The following is an 18,930-nucleotide window of genomic DNA, read 5'->3' as shown; positions in this document are numbered from 1 at the left end:
GTCCGGTCCTTCACCGTTCGTGGGATTCGCCGGCGCCACGGGCGGCGGCCTCGAGTTCGCTGAGCACCTGCTCCTCGACCAGTTCCGCCAGCGCGGCGACAGTGCGGGAGACCAGGACGTCGCGGGGGGTGAGCGTGACGCCGAAGGCGTCGTTGGCGCGGGAGACGATCCGCAGGGCGCGCAGGGAGTCGCCGCCGAGCAGGAAGTAGTCGTCCTCGGCGCCGACCGGCGCCTGCAGGACCTCCTCCCAGACGGCGGCGAGCGCCTCCTCGGTGGGGGTGCGCGGGGCGATCCGCCCGGCGCTCTCCTCGGCCCGGGGTGCGGGCGCGGGCAGCGCGGACCGGTCGGTCTTGCCGTTCTCGGTCAGCGGGAAGCTGTCCATGACCACGAACGCGGACGGCACCAGGGAGCCGGGCAGCGTCCGGGCGGCGTGCGCCCGCAGGGCGGTGGCGCCGGGCGGTTCGGCCCCGGGGGCGGTGAGCACGTGGGCGACCAGCCGGGGCAGCCCCGGCTCGTCCTCCCGGACGCTCACCACGGCGTCCAGGACGGCCGGGTGGCGCACCAGGGTGGCCTCCACCTCGCCCGCCTCGATGCGGTGGCCGCGCAGTTTCAGCTGGTGGTCGGTGCGTCCGAGGTGGTGCAGTTCGCCGCGGGCGTCGCGGCGCACCAGGTCGCCGGTGCGGTACATGCGGCTGCCCGCCGGGCCGAACGGGTCGGCGGTGAAGCGGGCGGCGGTCAGGCCGGGACGGCCCAGGTAGCCGCGCGCCAACGCGTCGCCGGCGAGCCACAGTTCGCCTGCCGTGCCGTCCGGGACGGGGCGCAGCCGGGCGTCCAGGACGTAGGCGCGGGTGCCGGGCAGGCGGCGGCCGACGGGCGGGGCGGAGCCGTCGGGCTCCAGCGGGCCGGACCAGGTGGCGACCACGGTGGCCTCGGTGGGCCCGTAGGAGTTGATCATCCGGTGGTGCGGGGCCCAGCGGGCGACCAGTTCGGCGCGGCAGGCGTCGGCGCCGACCACCAGGGTCGTGAGGTCGGGCAGGGTGCCGGGGGTGTCCGGCGGCAGGGTGGCCAGTGCGGCCGGCGGCAGCAGCGTGTGGGTGATCCGCTCCTCGCGCAGGACCTCGGCGAGCTCTTCGCCGAGCAGGGGCCCGGGCCGCGGGACGACCAGCCGGGCGCCGTGCGGCAGGGACATGCACAGTTCCAGGACGGACGCGTCGAAGCTGGGCGTGGAGAAGGCGAGGACCCGGTCGCCCGCCCCGACCCGGTAGTGGGCGGCCTCGGCGGCGGAGAAGGCGGCGAGGCCGCGGTGGGTGACCACGACGCCCTTGGGGGTGCCGGTGGAGCCGGAGGTGTAGATGACGTACGCCGGGTCGTCGAGGGAGAGGGGGCGGGCGCGGTCGGCGTCGGTGGGCCGGTGGCCCGGGGCGCTGCCGGGCGGGGCGGCGAGCAGGGCGTCCACCTCGTCCTCGTCGAGGGTGACGGCGGGCGCGGCGTCGCGCAGCATCAGCGCGACGCGCTCCTCGGGGTAGCCGGGGTCGACCGGCAGGAAGGCGGCGCCCGCCTTGGCCACCGCGAGCTGGGCGATCACCATGGGGGCCGAGCGGGGCAGCAGGAGGCCGACCAGCGTGCCGGGTCCGGCGCCGCGCGCGATCAGCCGGTGCGCGAGGCGGTTGGCCCGTTCCTCGACCTGGGCGAAGGTCAGTTCCAGGCCCGGGGCGGTGAGGGCGGGGGCGTGGGGCCACCGGTCCACCGCGGTCTCGGCCAGCGCGGCCAGGGACGCCGGGGTGACCTGCGGGGCGTCGGGCCGGGTGGGTCCGGCGAGCAGCCGCGCGCGTTCCCCGGGGGGCAGTACGTCGAGGTCGTCGAGGCGGGTGTCCTCGTCGGCGGCGGCCAGGCCGCGCAGGGTGTGCAGCAGCCGGTCGGCCAGGGAGCGGGCGGTGCTCTCCTCGAAGCAGCGAGGGTCGTGGCCGAGTTCGACCGCGAGCCGCTCGCCGGGCGAGACGACCACGGTGAGGGGGTAGTTGGTGGCCTCGCGGGCGTCCAGTTCCCGGACCCGGACGCCCTGGGCGCCGGCCGTGGTGTCGGCCACCGGGTAGTTCTCCAGCACCAGCAGACTGTCGAAGAGGGGGGTGCCCTCGGGCAGAGCGCTCAGCGCCGTCAGCCGGGTCAGCGGCAGGTGCTCGTACCGGCGGTCCTCGGCGCGTGCCCGCTGCGTCTCGCGGAGCCAGTCGGCGCACCGCGCCCGCCCGTCGACGCGCACCCGCGCCGGCAGGGTGGTGATGAACAGTCCGGTGATGGTGTCGGCGCCGGGCAGGTCCGCGGGGCGGCCGGAGACGGTGGTGCCGAAACACACGTCGGAGGTGGTGCCGAGGCGGGAGAGCAGCAGCGCCCACGCGCCCTGGACGACGGTGTTGAGGGTGAGCCGGTGCCTGCGGGCGAACTCCCGCAGCCGTTCGGTCTCCTGGGCGTCGAGCCGGTAGGACAGCCAGGTGTCCGAGCGGGTGGCGGCGCCGGGCGCGGGCCGGGTGTCGTAGGGCAGCGGGGTGGGCGCGGCGAGGTCGCCGAGGACCGCGCGCCAGTGCTCCTCGGCGCCCGTGGTGTCGCGGGCGGCGAGCCAGGCGGCGTGGTCCGCGAACGGCCGCCGTTCCGGCAGGCGCGGCTCTTCGCCGCGGGAGAGCGCGGCGTGCGCGGTCAGGACGTCGCCGAGCACGTGGAAGACGCTCCAGCCGTCCAGCAGCAGGTGGTGGAAGGTCCACACGACGCAGACCTCGTCGGGGCCGAGGCGGATCAGCGCGATCCGCAGCAGCGGGGCGCGGTCCAGGGCCATGCCGCGGGCCCGGTCCTCGGCGAGCAGCCGCTCGAGCCGGGCGGTCCGCTCCCCCGTGGTCAGGGCCGACCAGTCGTGCTCGGTGACGGGCAGCCGGGCCGCCCGGCGCACCACCTGCAGGGGTTCCGGCACGCCGTCCAGGACGACGGCGGTGCGCAGGACGGGCGTGCGGTCGACGACGTGCTGCCAGGCGGCGGCCAGGGTGCGCGGGTCGCGCACCCCGTCCATGACGAAGGTGATCTGTTCGACGTACAGGCCCTGGCCGGGCTCGTCGAGGCCGTGCACGACCATGCCGGCCTGGGTGGGGGTGAGCGGGTAGATGTCGGCCACGTCCCGGCCGGCGCCCGCGAGGCGGTCCACGGCGGCCTGGTCGAGGCCGGCCAGCGGGAAGTCCGACGGGGTGCGCCCGCCGGCGCCGGGATCGGCGCAGTGCCGGACGATCGCCCGCAGCTCGTCCAGGGTCTCGGCGGCGAGCCGGGCGACGGTGTCGCGGTGGTGCACCTCGCGGGAGTACGACCAGGTGAACTCCAGCCGCTTGTCGGTGACCTGGCCGAGCACGTCGATGAGGTGGGGCCGGCGGGCGGCCGGGTCCATGCCGCCGGTCAGCCCTCCGTAGGGGGCCTGCAGCAGGCTGCCGGGGGCGCTCTGCCAGTCCTGCCGGCCCAGGTAGTTGAAGGCGATCTGCGGCGGCTGCGGCAGGTCCGGTGCGGCGCCGCCGTCCTGGGCGCGCAGGTGACGCAGCGCTCCGTGGCCGAGGCCGCCGTGCGGGACCGCCCGCAGGTTCTCCTTGACGGACTTCAGCACGGTCCCGGTGTCCGCGGAACGCGGCACGTCCAGGGCGACGGGGTACATCGCGGTGAACCACCCGACGGTGCGGGAGAGGTCGACCCCGTCGAACAGTTCCTCGCGGCCGTGGCCCTCCAGGGCCACCGTCACCCGGTCGCGTCCGGTCCAGCGGGCCAGGACCCGGCCGAGGGCGCACAGCAGCACGTCGTTGACGCGGGTCCGGTACGCCTCGGGCACCTCCTGGAGCAGGCGGCGGGTGTCCTCGTCGTCCAGGACCGCGGTCAGCGACTCCTCGTGGCCAACGGTGTTCCCGCCGTCCGGGCCGGCCGGCAGGTCGGTCGGCAGCGGCGTCCCCTCGATGCCCTGCCAATAGGGCAGTTCGGCGTCGAAGCCACCGGCCGCGGCGTGCGCGGCCAGGCGCGTCGCCCAGCCGCGGAAGGACGTCGACCGCGGGCCCAGGTCGACCGGCTGCCCCGCGCGCAGCGCCCGGTAGGCGGTGTCCAGGTCCTCCAGGACCACCCGCCAGGACACCGCGTCCACCACCAGGTGGTGGGCGGCGAGCACCAGCACGGGCCGTCCGTCCTCGGGGCGGCACAGCGCGGCGCGCAGCAACGGGCCCTCGCGCAGGTCGAATCCGCGGGCCAGCGCCGCGGCGACCTCCTCCGGCGGGGCGTCGCGCACCTCGAGGTGCGGGGTCGCGCCGGGTGCGGCGGCCCGCTGTCGCATGCCGTGCCCGTCGTCGCCGGGCGCGTAGCGCAGGCGCAGCGCGTCGTGGTGGCCGGTGACCGCCGCGAGCGCGGCGCGCAGCAGTTCGGGGTCGGTGTCGGGGTCGACGTGGTGGGCGACCGACTGGCTGAAGTGCGCCGGGTCGCCGGTGAGGGTGTCGAGCAGCCAGTGCTGCACGGGGGTGAGCGGGGCCTCGCCGGTCGCGTCCTCCTCCTCGACGGTGTCGACGGGGACGGGCGGCTGCTGGGCCACGGTGGCGAGTTCGGCGACGGTCTGGTGGCTGAACAGGTGCCGGGGCGTCAGGTGCAGCCCGGCGCGGCGGGCTGCGGACACGATGCGGATGCCGAGGACGGAGTCGCCGCCGAGGGCGAAGTAGTTGTCGTCGGCGCCGACTTCGGGGACCTGGAGCACCTCGGACCAGATGTCGGCGAGGGTCCGTTCGGCGCCGGGCCGCGGCGGGCGGGAGGCGCCGGCGGCGCCGGACGCGGACCACACCGGGTCGGGCAGGGCCCGCCGGTCCAGCTTGCCGGTGGCGCCCAGCGGCAGCCGGTCCAATGCGGTCACCAATGAGGGGACGAGGTGGCCGGGGAGGGCGCGGGCGAGGAAGTCGCGCAGCTCGGCCGCGTCCAGGGGCCCGGACCCGCGCGGCACGGCGTAGGCGACGAGGCGCCGGTGGCCCTCGTGCTCCACCACCCGCGCGGCCGCCGCGGACACCCGCGGGTGCCGGGTCAGCGCGGCCTCCACCTCGCCGAGTTCGATGCGGAATCCGCGCACCTTGACCTGGTCGTCCGACCGGCCGAGGTAGACCACGTCGCCGGCGGCGGTGCGGCGCACCAGGTCGCCGGTGCGGTACATCCGGCCGCCGGGCGGCCCGTACGGGTCGGCGAGGAAGCGGGAGGCGGTCAGGCCGGGGCGGCCCAGGTAGCCGCGGGCGACGCCGGTCCCGGCGAGGTACAGCTCGCCGGGAGCCCCGAGGGGCACCGGGCGCAGCCGGGCGTCCAGGACGTAGGCACGGGCGCCGCCGACCGGGCGGCCGATGGGCGGGTCGCGGTCGGGGTCGTCGGGGTCGCAGACGAAGGCGGTGGCGTAGACGGTGGCCTCGGTGGGCCCGTAGACGTTCAGCACCCGGCAGCCGGGCGCCGCCGCGCGCACCTGGCGCACGGTCCGCGCGGGCAGCGCCTCACCCGCCAGGACGACGGTGTCCGCGTCGAGGTGGACGGCGTCCTCGGCGAGCAGCCGGCCGAGCGCGGAGGGCACGGCGCTGAGCAGCCCGGCCCGCCACGGGCCGGTCCGCTCGGCGAGGGCGAGCAGGTCGCGGACGAGCTCCACCCGGCCGCCGGTCAGCAGCGGCGAGAAGATCTCGAACACCGACACGTCGAAGTTGAGCGAGGTGGACGCCACCACGTGCGCCAGGCCCCGGCCGGTGAACTCGGCGGCGGCCCAGTCGGTCAGCGCGAGCACCGGGGCGTGGGAGACGACGACGCCCTTGGGCCGGCCCGTCGACCCGGAGGTGTGGATGACGTACGCCGGGTGCTCGGGCAGCAGCGGCGCGTGCCGCTCGCCGTCGGTGACGGGCGCGGGGGACGCGGCGGCCAGGCGCGCCGCGGTCTCCGGGGCGTCGAGGGTGACGCGCGGGAACGGTCCCTCGGGCAGACGCCCGGCGGTGGCGGTGGCGGTCACCACGGCGGCGGGCCGGACGTCCTCGAAGAGGAAGGCGACGCGTTCGGCGGGGTGGCCGGGGTCGACCGGCAGGTAGCCGGCGCCACTCTTGAGCACCGCGAGCAGGGCGACGGCCAGGTCGGCGGTGCGGGGCAGGGCGAGCGCGACGAAGCGTTCGGGTCCCGCGCCGGCCTCGATCAGCAGGCGGGCCAGCCGGTTGGAGCGCTCGTCGAGCTGCCGGTAGGTCAGCTCCTCGTCCCCGGCGACGACGGCCGGGGCGTCGGGGGTCCGCGCGGCCTGCGCGGCGAACGCCGCGGGGAGGGTGTGCGGGCGGGGCGGCGCGCCGACGGCGCCCCCGGGCGAGGCCCCCGCGGAGGGGGCGGGGGCGGAAGCCGTGGCCCCCGGCGCTCCGGCCGCGGTCGCAGCCCCGGCCACAGCCTCAGGCACCGGCACGGCAACCGCCGTCGTAGCCGCCCCCGTCGCAGCCGGGCCCGTCGTCGCTCCCGCGTACCGCTCGAGCAGCGCGCGGCCCTCGGCGGGGGCGAGCAGGGGCAGGTCGTCCAGGCGGCGGGCGGGGTCGGCGGCCATCGCGGTCAGCAGGGTGCGCAGGCTCGCGCCCAGGCTCTCGACGGTGGCCCGGTCGAAGACCGCCGGGTCGTGGTCGAGGGAGACGGCGAGGGTGTCGCCGGGGGCGACGACCACGCTCAGCGGGTAGCTGGTGGGCTCGACGTCGCGTTCCTGGGTGAGGGTCAGACCGAGCCGCCCGAGGGCGTCCTCGTCGAACGGGTAGTTCTCGAAGACGACGATGCTGTCGAAGAGGCCGGTCCCGCCGGGCACCTCGCTCCACGTCTGCAGCTGGGCCAGGGAGACGAACTCGTGCCGCCGGGCCTCCGACTGGGCGGCCTGGAGCTCGCCCAGCCACTCCAGCAGCGGACGCCTGCCGTCGACCGTGACCCGGGTGGGCAGGGTGTTGATGAACAGTCCGACCATGGTGGTGACGCCGGGCAGGTCGGCGGGCCGGCCGGAGACGGTGGTGCCGAACACCACGTCCTCGCCGCCGCCGAAGCGCGACAGCAGCAGCGCCCAGGCGCCCTGGAGCACGGTGTTGAGGGTGAGCCCGGAACGCTGCGCGGTCTCCCGCAGCCGGGCGGAGACCTCGGCGTCGAGCGTGACGCGCACCGTCTCCGCGGAGGAGGCGCGGTGCGCCCCGGCGGAGCGCCGGTCCCGGGGCAGTTCGGTGGGCGCGGTGAAGCCGGCCAGCGTCGCGCGCCAGTGGCGCTCCGCGGCGTCCGTGTCCTGACCGGCCAGCCAGCCCAGGTAGTCGGCGAACGGCGCCCGCCCGGGCACCCGGGGACGGCCGCCCCGGGTGAGGGCCGCGTACCGTTCGCAGACCTCGTCGAAGACCTGGGCGGCGCTCCAGCCGTCGAGCAGCACGTGGTGGAACGTCCACACCACCCGCACCCGGTCGGGCGCGAGGCGGATCAGCGTCAGCCGCATCAGCGGGGCGGCGGCGAGGTCGATGCCGGCCTGCCGGTCCTCGTCGAGGAGCCGGTCGAGGTCGGCCGCGCACTCCGCCTCGTCGCGGCCGGTCCAGTCGTGGTGGGTGACGGGCACGGTGGCGTGGTGCCGGACCACCTGCAGCGGTTCGGTGGTCTCCTGCCACTCCAGGCGGGTGCGCAGCACGGCGTTGGCGTCGGCGGTGCGCTGCCAGGCCTCGGCGAGGGCGTGCGGGTCCCTGACGCCGGCGAGGGTGAACTGCACCTGGTTGACGTAGGTGCGGCTGTCGGGGTCCAGCAGCCCGTGGAAGAGCATGCCGGCCTGCATCGGCGTCAGCGGGTACACGTCGGCGACGGCGCGGCCGTCCCCCACGACCCGGTCCACGGCCGCCTGGTCGAGCCGGGCCAGCGGGAAGTCCGACGGGGTGCGCCCGCCGGCGTCGGGGCGGGCGCAGTGCGCGACGACCGCCTCCAGCGCCCGCACCGTCTCCTCGGCGAGGCGCGTCACCGTCTCCCGCCGGTGCACACCGCGGCTGTGGTGCCAGACGATCTCCAGCTCGCCGTCCTCGCCGACCCGGGCGACGACGTCCAGCAGGTGCGGGCGGTCCGCCTCGGGGGCGTCCGCGCCGTCCAGGCCACCGGGCACGGCGCGCACCAGGGCGCCGCCCTCCGCGCTCCAGTCGAAGCGGCCCAGGTAGTTGAAGCTGATCGCGGGCGCCGGGCCGGAGGGGAGTTCGCGGGTGAGGCGGGTCAGCGCGCCGTGGCCGATGCCGTGGCCGGGTATCGCCCGCAGCTGTTCCTTGACGGCCTTCAGCGCGGCGCCCCAGTCCCCCTGCGGCACCGTCAGGGCCACCGGGTGGACGGAGGTGAACCAGCCGACCGTGCGGGTCAGGTCGACGTCCTCGAAGAGGGCGTCCTCACGGCCGTGGCCCTCCAGGGTGAGGGTCACGGTGTCCCGTCCGGTCCACCCGGCCAGCACCCGGCCCAGGGCGGTGAGCAGGACGTCGTCGACGCGGGTGCGGTAGACGCCCGGCACCTCGCGCAGCAGCGCCTCGGTGCGGGCCCGGTCGAGCCGTACGGTGACGGCTTCGGTGTCGGCGACGGTGTTGCCGCCCTCGGCGTCCACCGGCAGCGGCGCGGCGCAGTGCCGGGCCACCGTCTCCCAGTGCTCGCGTTCCGCGGCGAAGCCGCCCGCCTCGGCGTGCGCGCGCAGCCGGCGGGCCCACTCCCGCACCGAGGTGGTGCGCTCCGGCAGCCGGACCGGGTCGCCGGCGCGGGCCTGGGCGTAGGCGGTCTCCAGGTCCTCCAGGAGGATGCGCCAGGAGACGCCGTCGACCACCAGGTGGTGGACGGCGAGCAGCAGCCGGGGAGCCGGGAGGCCGGTGAACAGGCGGGCGGCGAGCAGCGGTCCGGTCTCCAGCCGGAAGGCGGCGTGCGCCTCGGCGGTCAGCCTGGCCTCCTCCTGGCGCGCGGCCTCCTCGTCCAGGCCGCCCAGGTCGTGCGTGCGCAGCAGCTCCAGCTCCTCGCCGGGCGCGGCGCACCACTGGGTCCAGGAGCCGTCGTCCTGCCGGGTGAAGCGGGCGCGCAGTGCGTCGTGGTGGTCCCACAGAGCCCGCAGCGCCCGGTGCAGGGCGTCCGGGTCGACGTCGGCCGGGGTCTCGACGACCACGCACTGGTCGAAGATCTCGGGGCGGCGCGGCGCAGCGTCGAGGAACCAGTGCTGGACGGGGGTGAGGCCGACCTCGCCGGTGACCGGCGCGGTGCCGGCGACCGTGGTGGCGCCCTGTGCGGCGGTGGCGGTGGCGGCGGCCAGGGCGGCGACGGTGGGGTGCCGGAAGAGGTCGCGCGGGGTGAGCGTCAGCCCGGCGGTGCGGGCCCGGGAGACGACCTGGATGCCGAGGATGGAGTCGCCGCCGAGCATGAAGAAGTTGTCGTCGGCGCCGACGCGTTCGACGCCGAGCAGGTCGGCCCACACTCCGGCCAGGATCCGCTCGGCCCCTTCGCGGGGCTCGCGGTAGGCGTCGCCGGGCGCCGACCAGTCGGGGACGGGCAGCCGGCGGCGGTCCACCTTGCCGTTGGCGGTCAGCGGCAGTTCGGGGACGGTGACGAACGCGGCGGGCAGCATGTAGTCGGGCAGGCTCGCCGAGAGGTGCTCGCGCAGCTCGGCCGCGCCCGGCACGTCCGTCCGCGGGGCGGGCACCAGGTGTGCGGCGAGCCGCTTGGCCCCGGCGTGCTCGTACAGCGACACGACGGCCTCGACGACCGCCGGGTGGGCGGTGAGGCGGGCCTCGATCTCGGCGGGCTCGACGCGGAAGCCGCGGATCTTGATCTGGTCGTCGGCCCGGCCCACGAAGCACAGTTCGCCGTCCGCACCGCGGCGCACGATGTCGCCGGTGCGGTACATCCGGCCGCCGGGCGGGCCGTACGGGTCGGCGAGGTAGCGGGCGGCGGTCGCCCCCGGCCGTCCGGCGTAACCGCGGGCCACTCCCGCGCCGGCGAGGTACAGCTCGCCGGGCGCCCCGGGCGGCTGCGGCTGGAGGGCGTCGTCGAGCACGTAGGCGCGGGTGTCGTCCAGCGGGCGTCCGATGGGCAGCACGGCGGGCAGCCGGTCGGCGGCGGTGAAGGGGCGCCAGGTGGCGAAGGTGGTGGTCTCGGTGGGGCCGTAGACGTCCACGACCGTCAGGCCGGGGCAGGCGTCCAGGACACGCCGCACCACGGCGCCCGGCACCGCCTCGCCGCCGGTCCACACCTGCCGCGCGCCGCGCAGACAGCCGGGGTCCTCCTGGGCGAGCAACCGGAACAGTCCGGCCGTCAGGAACAGGTGACGCACCTCCTGCTCGGTCACCGCGTGGCGCACCACGGCCGTGTCCACCTCGGCGGGCGGCGCGAGCACGGCGGTGCCGCCGCGCAGCAGCGGCACCCACAGCTCGTAGGTGGAGGCGTCGAAGGCCTGCGGCGAGTGGACCAGCACCCTCTCGTGCCCGGCGAAGGCCCGGTCGAGGGCGAGCGCGGCGACGTCCCGCTGCCGCACGGCGATCCCCTTGGGCGTGCCGGTGGAGCCCGAGGTGAACATCAGGTACTGGGCGTTGTCGGGGTGGACCGGCGGCAGCGCGACCGGCGCGGCGGGGTCGCCGGGCGCGTCGCCGCGTGCGTCTCCCGCCACGTCGCGGGCGGGTGTGCCGTCCGCCCGGACGACCCTCCCGTCCGGCAGGACCGCGTGCGCCGTCTCCTCGTTCGCCGCGTCGGTGAGCAGCAGGTCCGCCCCGGCCTCGGCGAGCATCCGCCGCAGCCGTTCGCCCGGCGCCCGGCCGTCCAGCGGGACGTACACGCCACCGGTGCGCACCAGGGCGAGCTGGGCGAGGACCAGCGGCACGGAACGGTCCATCAGCACGCCCACCGGGCGCTCGGCGCGCACGCCGAGCGCGGTGAGGCGGGCGGCCAGCGCGGCCGCCCGCTCGTCGAGCTCCCGGTAGGTGAGTTTGCGCGCCCCGGCCTCCAGCGCCACCGCGTCGGGCGTGCGGCGCGCCTGCGCGGCGAAGAGTTCGGCCGTGGTCGTCGCCGGCGCGCCGGTGGCGGTGTCGTTCCAGGCGTGCAGCATCTGGTGGCGGCGGGCGGGGGTGAGCAGCGGCAGGCGCGCGGGGGCGTCGCCGAGGCCGCCGGCCATGTGGTCGAGGAGGACGAGCAGGGACTCCGTCAGCAGCCCGGCGGTGGCGGCGTCGAAGAGTTCGGGGTCGTAGCCGAGGCCGAGGGACAGCTCGGCCCCCGGCTCGACGACCAGGCTCAGCGGGTAGTTGGTGGTCTCGACGCCCTCGAGCCCGCTCAGCCGCAGTCCGTGGGAGGCGGCCGTGGCGTCGTCCACCGGGTAGTTCTCGAAGACGACGATGCTGTCGAACAGGCCCGCCCGCTCGGGGAGCCGGGTGAGGGCCTTCATCCGGGTCAGCGGGACGAAGTCGAAGCGCCGGTCCTCGCCCTGGTCCTGCTGGAGGCAGTGCAGCCAGTCGGCGGTGGTGCCGGTGCGGGGCACGGTGACCCGGGTGGGCAGGGTCGCGATGAACAGGCCGGTCATGGTCTCGGCGCCGTCCAGCTCCGGCGGGCGGCCGGAGACGGTGGTGCCGAAGACGACCTCGTCGCGGCCCGCGTGGCGGCTCAGCAGGACCGCCCAGGCGCCCTGCACCAGGGTGCCGAGGGTCAGCCCGGCGTCCCTGGCACGGTCCTGCAGCGCGCGGGTCGCGGCGGCCGGCAGCACGGCGCGCACCACCTCGCGGGACTCCGCGCGGTGGCTCTCGCGCGGTTCCCGGTCGTAGGGCAGCGGGGTGGGCTCGGCGAGGCCGTCCAGCCGCTCGCGCCAGTGGCGTTCCGCCTCGTCCCGGTCGCGTCCGGCCAGCCAGGCCACGTAGTCGCGGAACGGCCGTCGGTGGGGCGGCGCGGCGGTGTCCGGCGCGGCGACGCAGGCGAGGACGTCCGCCAGCACGTGGAACAGGCTCCAGCCGTCGAGCACCAGGTGGTGGAAGGACCACACGACGCGCAGGCCGCCGCCGGGGAGCCGGACCAGGGTCAGGCGCTGCAGCGGCGCCCGGGTCAGGTCGATGCCCTTCTCCCGCTCGGAATGCAGCAACTCCCGCAGCCGCGCCTCGCGTTCGCCCTCGTCGAGCGCGCGCCAGTCCAGGTGGGCGACCGGCACGATGGCCTCGCGCCGCACCACCAGCAGGGGTTCGGGCACGTCCTGCCAGACGGCGTGGGCGCGCAGCACCGGGGTGCGGTCGGTGACCCGCTGCCAGGCCGCCGCGAGGGCGGCCGGGTCGCCGACGCCGTCGAGGACGAAGGAGAGCTGGTGGAAGTAGACGCCGCTGTCCTCCTGGGACAGGCCGTGGAAGAGCATGCCCGCCTGGGTGGGCGTGAGGGGGTGGACGTCCTCCACGGCGGCGGGGTCGTCGCCGGTGAGGCGGTCCACGGCCGCCTGGTCGAGCCGGGCGAGCGGGAAGTCGGAGGGGGTGCGGCCGGCGGCGCCGGGACGGGCGGCGTGCCGGGCGAGGTCGGCGAGCGCGTCGGCGTAGCGCTCGGCGAGGCCGGCGACGGTCGCCTCGTCGTGTGTCGCGCGGGAGTGGTGGAAGGTGAACTCCAGCTGGTCGCCGTCGAGTCGCCCGACGACCTCCAGGGGATGCGGGCGGGCGCAGCGCGGGTCGGCGTCCAGGGCGAGCGGGCGGGAGGCGGCGCGGTACAGGCCGTCCGCTGCGCCCGCCGACGCGAACCGGCCGAGGTAGTTGAAGCTGACCTGGGCGGCCGGTCCCTCGGCCAGGGTGGTGGGCGTGGCGAGGTACCGCAGCGCGTCGTGACCGATGCCGTGCCGCGGCACCGCCCGCAGCTGCTCCTTCACCTGCTTGAGCGCCGTGTCCCAGTCCGTGTCCGGCGCGACCGCGAGGGCGACCGGGTGCCGGGTGGTGAACCAGCCGACGGTGCGGCCGGTGTCGACGTCGTCGAACAGTTCCTCCCGGCCGTGTCCCTCGACGTCGACCAGGACCCTCCGGTGGCCGCTCCAGTCGCACAGGGCGCGGCCGAGCGCGGTGAGCAGCGCGTCGTTGGCCTGGGTGCGGTAGGTGTCCTGCAGGGTGCGCAGCAGGGCCGCCGTGACGTCGGGGGCCAGCCGGACGGTGACCTCGCCGGCCGAGCCGTAGGTGTCGGCGCCCTCGCGGTCCGCTGGCAGGGTGGTGCCGGCGTCGGCCGCGGCCCGCTCCCAGTACGCGCGTTCCGCGTCGAAGCCGCCGTCCGCCGTGTACCGGGTCAGGCGTTCCGCCCAGTGGCGCAGCGGCGAGGTCTTCGGCGGGAGGGCGGCCGCGCCGTCCTGGCCGGCGCGCCGGGCCCGGTAGGCGTGGTCGAGGTCCTCGAGGAGGACGCGCCAGGAGACGCCGTCGACCACCAGGTGGTGCACGGCGAGGTGCAGGACGGGCGGGCGGTCCGGGCCCGTCTCGTGCAGCACGGCGCGCAGCAGCGGGCCGTGGGTGAGGTCGAAGGGGCCGTGGTGCGGTGCGTCGGACGCGGGTCCGTGGTGGCGGGCGAGCACCAGGCGGGGCGCGGTCGCGTCGATGTGCCAGCGGACCGCGGCGCCGCCGGCGTCCTGCTCGGGCGTGAAGCGGGAGCGCAGGGCGTCGTGGTGGGCGAGGAGGTCGTTGAGGGCGTCCTCCAGCGCCGACGGGTCGACGTCGTCGCCCACCTCCAGGGAGACGGTCTGGGCGAAGTGGCCCGCCCGCTCGCCCGCGCTGTCGAACAGCCACCGCTGGATGGGCGTCAGCGGGGCGGGTCCGGCGGCGGACACGGTGTCGGGTGCGGCGGGGCGCCTGCTCGCGGCGGCGTCGGCGCGGCGGGCGAGGGCGGCGACGGTCTGGTGGCGGTAGACGTCGCGGGAGGTGACCGCGAGGCCCGCCTGCCGGGCCTCGGCCACGACCTGGATGCTGAGGATGGAGTCGCCGCCGAGGGAGAAGAAGTTGTCGTCCGCGCCGACCCGGGCGACGCCGAGCGCCTTGGCCCAGATGGCGGCGAGGACCCGCTCGGTGCGCGTCCGCGGGGCGACGTGGCGCGCGGTGCGCTGCGCGGGGCCGGGGTCGGGCAGCCGGCCGCGGTCGAGCTTCCCGTTGACGTTCAGCGGCAGCTCGTCCAGCACCATGACCACCGACGGGACCATGTGGTCGGGCAGGGTTCCGCCGAGCGCGCGGCGCACCGCCTCGGGTTCGACGGTGGCGCCGGGCTCGGGCACCACGTAGCCGACCAGCCGGTGGTGGCCGCCGTCGGCCCGGGCCGCGGCGGCGGCCTCGGCGACGCCGGGGCAGCCGCGCAGCGCCTCCTCGACCTCGCCCGGTTCGATGCGGAAGCCGCGGACCTTGACCTGGTCGTCGGTGCGGCCCAGGTATTCCAGTGCGCCTTCGGCGCTCCACCGCACCAGGTCGCCGGTGCGGTACATGCGGCCTCCGGGCGCGCCGAACGGGTCGGCGACGAACCGGGCAGCGGTCAGGCCGGGGCGGCGCAGGTAGCCGCGGGCCAGTCCGTCGCCGCCGAGGTAGAGCTCGCCCGGGACGCCCGCCGGCTGCAGGCGCAGCTTCCGGTCGAGGACGTAGGCGCGGGTGCGGGCGACCGGCCTGCCGATCGGCGGCGGCTGGTCCGGGTCCTCGTCGCCGGCGAACCAGGCGGTCGAGTAGACGGTGGCCTCGGTGGGCCCGTAGAGGTTGGCGACGGCGCAGCCGGGCATGGCCTGACGCAGGTCCCGCACGGTCTGCGCGGGCAGCGCCTCGCCCGCCAGGACGACGGTGTCCGCGCTCACCGCCGGGCCGCCGCCGGCGAGCATCCGCGACAGCACCGAGGGCACGCCGCTCACCAGCCCCGCCCTGCGGGGCTCGGCGGCGTCGGCGAGGGCGGGCAGGTCGGGGACGATCTCCACGGTGCCTCCCGCGATCAGCGGGCACAGCAGCTCGAAGACGGAGACGTCGAAGTTGAGCGAGGTGGAGGCGACGACGTGGTCGAGGCGTCCGGCGAACCGCCGGGCGGCCCAGTCGGCCAGGTGGGCCACGCTGCGGTGGGTGACCACGACGCCCTTGGGGCGGCCGGTGGAGCCGGAGGTGTAGATGACGTACGCGGGGTGCTCCGGATCGCGGGGGTGCGCGGGGAGGTCGTCGCCGGTGGGGTCCTCGCCCCGGTCGGTGTGCCGCGCGTCGTCGTCCTCCGCGGCCAGGACGTCGTCCAGGAGCAGCACCGGGCGGTCCGGCGGCAGGGCGGCCGCGGTGTCGCGGGTCGCCAGGACGAGGGTCGGGTCGGCGTCGGCGAGCATGAGGCGGATGCGTTCGGCCGGGTAGCCGGGGTCGACCGGCAGGTAGGCCGCGCCGGACCCGAGGACGGCCCAGACCGCCGGGAGGAGGTCGGCGGTGCGGGGCAGGCACAGGGCGACCAGCGTCTCCGGCCGCGCGCCGTGCGTCACGAGCCGCCGGGCGAGCCGGGTGGCGCGGCGCTCGACCTCGGCGTAGTCCAGGCGGGTGTCGCCGCACACCACGGCGGTCCGCCCGGGGGTGCGGGCGGCCTGTGCCGCGAACAGCTCCGGCAGGGTGGGTCCGCCGGACGCCCCCTCCTCGTCGGACGGGGCCTCGCCGGCGCCGAGCAGGGTTCCCCGCTCGTCGTCGGTGAGCAGCGGCAGCTGGGCGACGGTGCGGTGCGGCGCGTCGGCCATGCCCTCGAGCAGCCGGTGCAGGTGGCGGCCGAACCGGGCGGCGGTGCTCGCCTCGAACAGGTCGGTGTTGTACTCGACGGTGAGGTCGCAGCCCCCGTCGGAGGTGGGCGTGAACTCCAGGACGAGGTCGAAGCGGGCGGCGGGCCGGGGCAGCGGGTGTTCCTCGACGCGCAGACCCGCCGCGCGGGGCGGGTGCGCGAGCGGCGTCTGCTGGACGACGAGGACCTGCACCAGGGGCGTGCGGCTGGGGTCCCGGCGCGGGGCCAGCTCCTCGACCACCTGGTCGAAGGGCACGTCGGCGTGGGCGAAGGCGTCGAGGACGGTGGTCCGCAGGGACTCCACCAGCCGGTTGACGGTGAGGGTGTCGTCGACCTCGGCGCGCAGCACGACGGTGTTGGCGAAGAAGCCGGTGACCTCCTCCAGGTCCCGCCGCACCCGTCCGTCGGTGACGGTGCCGAAGGCGACGTCGCGCTGCCCTGTGTAGCGGGAGAACAGCACGGCCGCCGCCCCGGCGAACAGGGTGAACAGGGTCGTGCTCCGGTGTCCCGCCAACCGCCGCAGCTGGTCGACGAGTTCGGCGGGGATCCGGTGCCGGTGGGCGGCGCCGGCGGTGGTGCGCACGGGCGGGCGGGGGCGGTCCGTGGGCAGGTCGAGCTGCTGCAGCCCGGCCAGCCGGCTCCGCCAGTAGGCCTGGCCCTCGGCGTCAGCCGGCCCGCGCCCGTGTTCCCAGGCGGCGAAGTCCGGGTACTGCAGGCCGGGTGCGGGCAGGGCGTCGGGTTCGCCGGACGCCTCCGTCCGGTACAGCGCGGTCAGTTCACGGACCAGCACGCCGACCGACCATCCGTCGGTGACGATGTGGTGCTGCGCGAGCAGCAGGACGTGGTCGTCCTCGGCGCGGCGCACCAGCAGGGCCCGGGCCGGCGGGCCGGCCGTCAGGGCGAAGGGGCGGCGCAGTTCCTCGGTGAGCAGACGCTCCGTCTCCTCGTCCCGGCGTCCGGCCGGGGCCGGGGGCAGGTCCTCGACGCGCAGCGGGAGCGCGGTCTCGGGGACGACCCGTTGCGTGACCTGGCCGTCGACCTCGGCGAACACGGTGCGCAGGGAGTCGTGGCGGGCGGCGAGCCGGCCGAGGGCGCGGCGCAGGGCGCCGAGGTCGAGGACGCCGCGCAGCCGCAGCGCGACGCCCGTGTTGTACTCCGCGCCGTCCGGGTCGAGGTCGTACAGGAACCACAGCCGCCGCTGGGCCGCGGACAGCGGGAGGGGCGTCTCGCGCGGGGCGGGCGGGATGGGTTCCGTCGGGACGGCGGCGGACGGGGCGTCGAGGAGCGGGGCGAGCCGGGCGATCGTGCGGGCGGTGAACACGTCGCGCACGGACAGCGCCACGCCCAGCTCGTCTCGGACCCGGGAGAGGGTGCGGGCGGCGAGGACCGAGTCGCCGCCCAGGTCGAAGAAGTCGTCCTCGACGCCCAGGGGTTCGACCCCGAGCACCTCGCTCCAGACGGCGGCCAGCGCGCTCTCGGCCGGTGTGCGGGGCGGGGTGTGCCCGGCGTCGGAGGTATGCGCCGGCGCAGGCAGGGCCCGGTGGTCGATCTTGTTCTGCGGGGTCAGCGGCAGGGCGTCCAGGACGACCACCGCGGAGGGCACGAGGTGCGCAGGGAGCGAGGCGCCCAGCGCGCCGCGCAGCGCTGCCGGGACGGGCGGGCGGCCGCGGTCGGCGGGCGTGACGTAGCCGACCAGCCGTCGTCGGCCCGGTTCGTCCTCGCGCACCACGACCACGGCCTCGCGGACGGCGGCGTCCCGCAGCAGGGCGGCCTCGATCTCGCCCGGCTCGATGCGGAAACCGCGGACCTTCACCTGCCGGTCGGCCCGGCCGAGGAACTCCAGCTCGCCGTCGGCCCGCCACCTCGCCCGGTCGCCGGTGCGGTAGAGCCGGGCCCCCGGAGGTCCCCAGGGGTCGGCGACGAAGCGGGCGGCGGTCAGGCCGGGGCGGCCCAGGTAGCCGCGGGCCACGCCGTCCCCGCCGACGTACAGCTCGCCGTCCGCACCGGGCGGAACCTCACGCATCGCCGGGTCCAGGACGTAGGTGCGCACTCCGAGCAGCGGGGCGCCGATCGTCGGCGAGCCGGTCCCGGCGTCCAGCGGGCCGGTCCAGCTGGCGACGATGGTGGCCTCGGTGGGTCCGTAGGAGTTGATCATCCGCCGCCCGGGCGCCCACCGGTCCACGAGGGCGGCCGGGCACGCCTCGGCCCCGACGATCAGCGTCCGCAGGTGCGGCGCGCCGTCCGGTCCGGGGTCGGGCAGGGTGGCCAGCGCGGCGGGCGGGATGAGCGTGTGGCTGATGCGGAACTCGTCGAGCACGGTGGCCAGTTCGTCCCCCAGCCACGGTCCGCCCGGGGGCACCACCAGGGTCGCCCCGGCGAGGACGGAGACGAACAGCTCGAGAACGGAGGCGTCGAAGCTCGGCGAGGAGAACTGGAGCACCCGGTCGCCGGGGCCCACGGCGTACCGCTCGGCGGCCGCCTCGACGAAGCCGCGGACGCCCCGGTGGGTGACCGTGACGCCCTTCGGCACTCCGGTGGAGCCGGAGGTGTAGATCAGGTAGGCCGCGTGGTCCGCCCCGACGGACACGCCGCCCCGGGGGACCCCGTGGGGGCCCGCCCCGGCAACCGATCCCGCGTCGGCAACCGATCCCGCGTCGGCGCCCGGGTCCTCCCCCGCGCCGGTGTCCGTCTTCGTGCCGAGCGCCTCCCGCACGGCCGCGAGGTCGTCGAGCACGACGGACGGCGCGGCGTCGGCGAGCATCAGGGCGCGCCGCTCCCGCGGATATCCTGGGTCGACGGGCAGGAACGCGGCGCCGGCGAGGGCCGTGGCCAGTTCCGCGGCGATCAGCTCCAGGGACCGCGGCAGGACCAGCGCCACCGTGCGCTCCGGTCCGGCTCCGCGCCGCACGAGGTCGCCCGCCAGGCGCCGGGCCCGTGCCTCGAGCTCACGGTAGGACCAGGTGCGCCGGCCGTCGGTGAGGGCGGGGGCCTCCGGCGTGCGCGTCGCCCACGCGGTGAACAGCTCACCGATCGAGGTCTCCGGCGTCCCGGGCCGCGGGGCCGGGGTGGTGCTCCCGGCCGGCGAGGAGGACGGCGCGGGGGTCGGCAGGTCGTGCGGAACCGTCATGAGTGCAGTCCTTCGGAGCGGAACGGAACGGCACGCCGCGTCGCCCGGCCCGGGCCTGGTCGGCGGCC

1 protein-coding gene is annotated in these 18,930 nt (G+C 76.9%); it reads right to left on the bottom strand.

The genetic code is table 11. The features are described from left to right. Positions 1 to 10: 10 nt before the first annotated feature. Positions 11 to 18,862: a non-ribosomal peptide synthase/polyketide synthase gene (locus ACFRAV_RS15930; RefSeq protein ID WP_382555731.1), complete on the bottom strand. Its 18,852-nt coding sequence runs from the start codon at positions 18,860 to 18,862 to the stop codon at positions 11 to 13. Positions 18,863 to 18,930: the final 68 nt, after the last annotated feature.

The sequence above is a fragment of the Streptomyces sp. NPDC056600 genome, from assembly GCF_042792855.1.
Lineage (GTDB): Bacteria > Actinomycetota > Actinomycetes > Streptomycetales > Streptomycetaceae > Streptomyces.
This window is presented reverse-complemented; position numbering and strand designations above follow the sequence as displayed.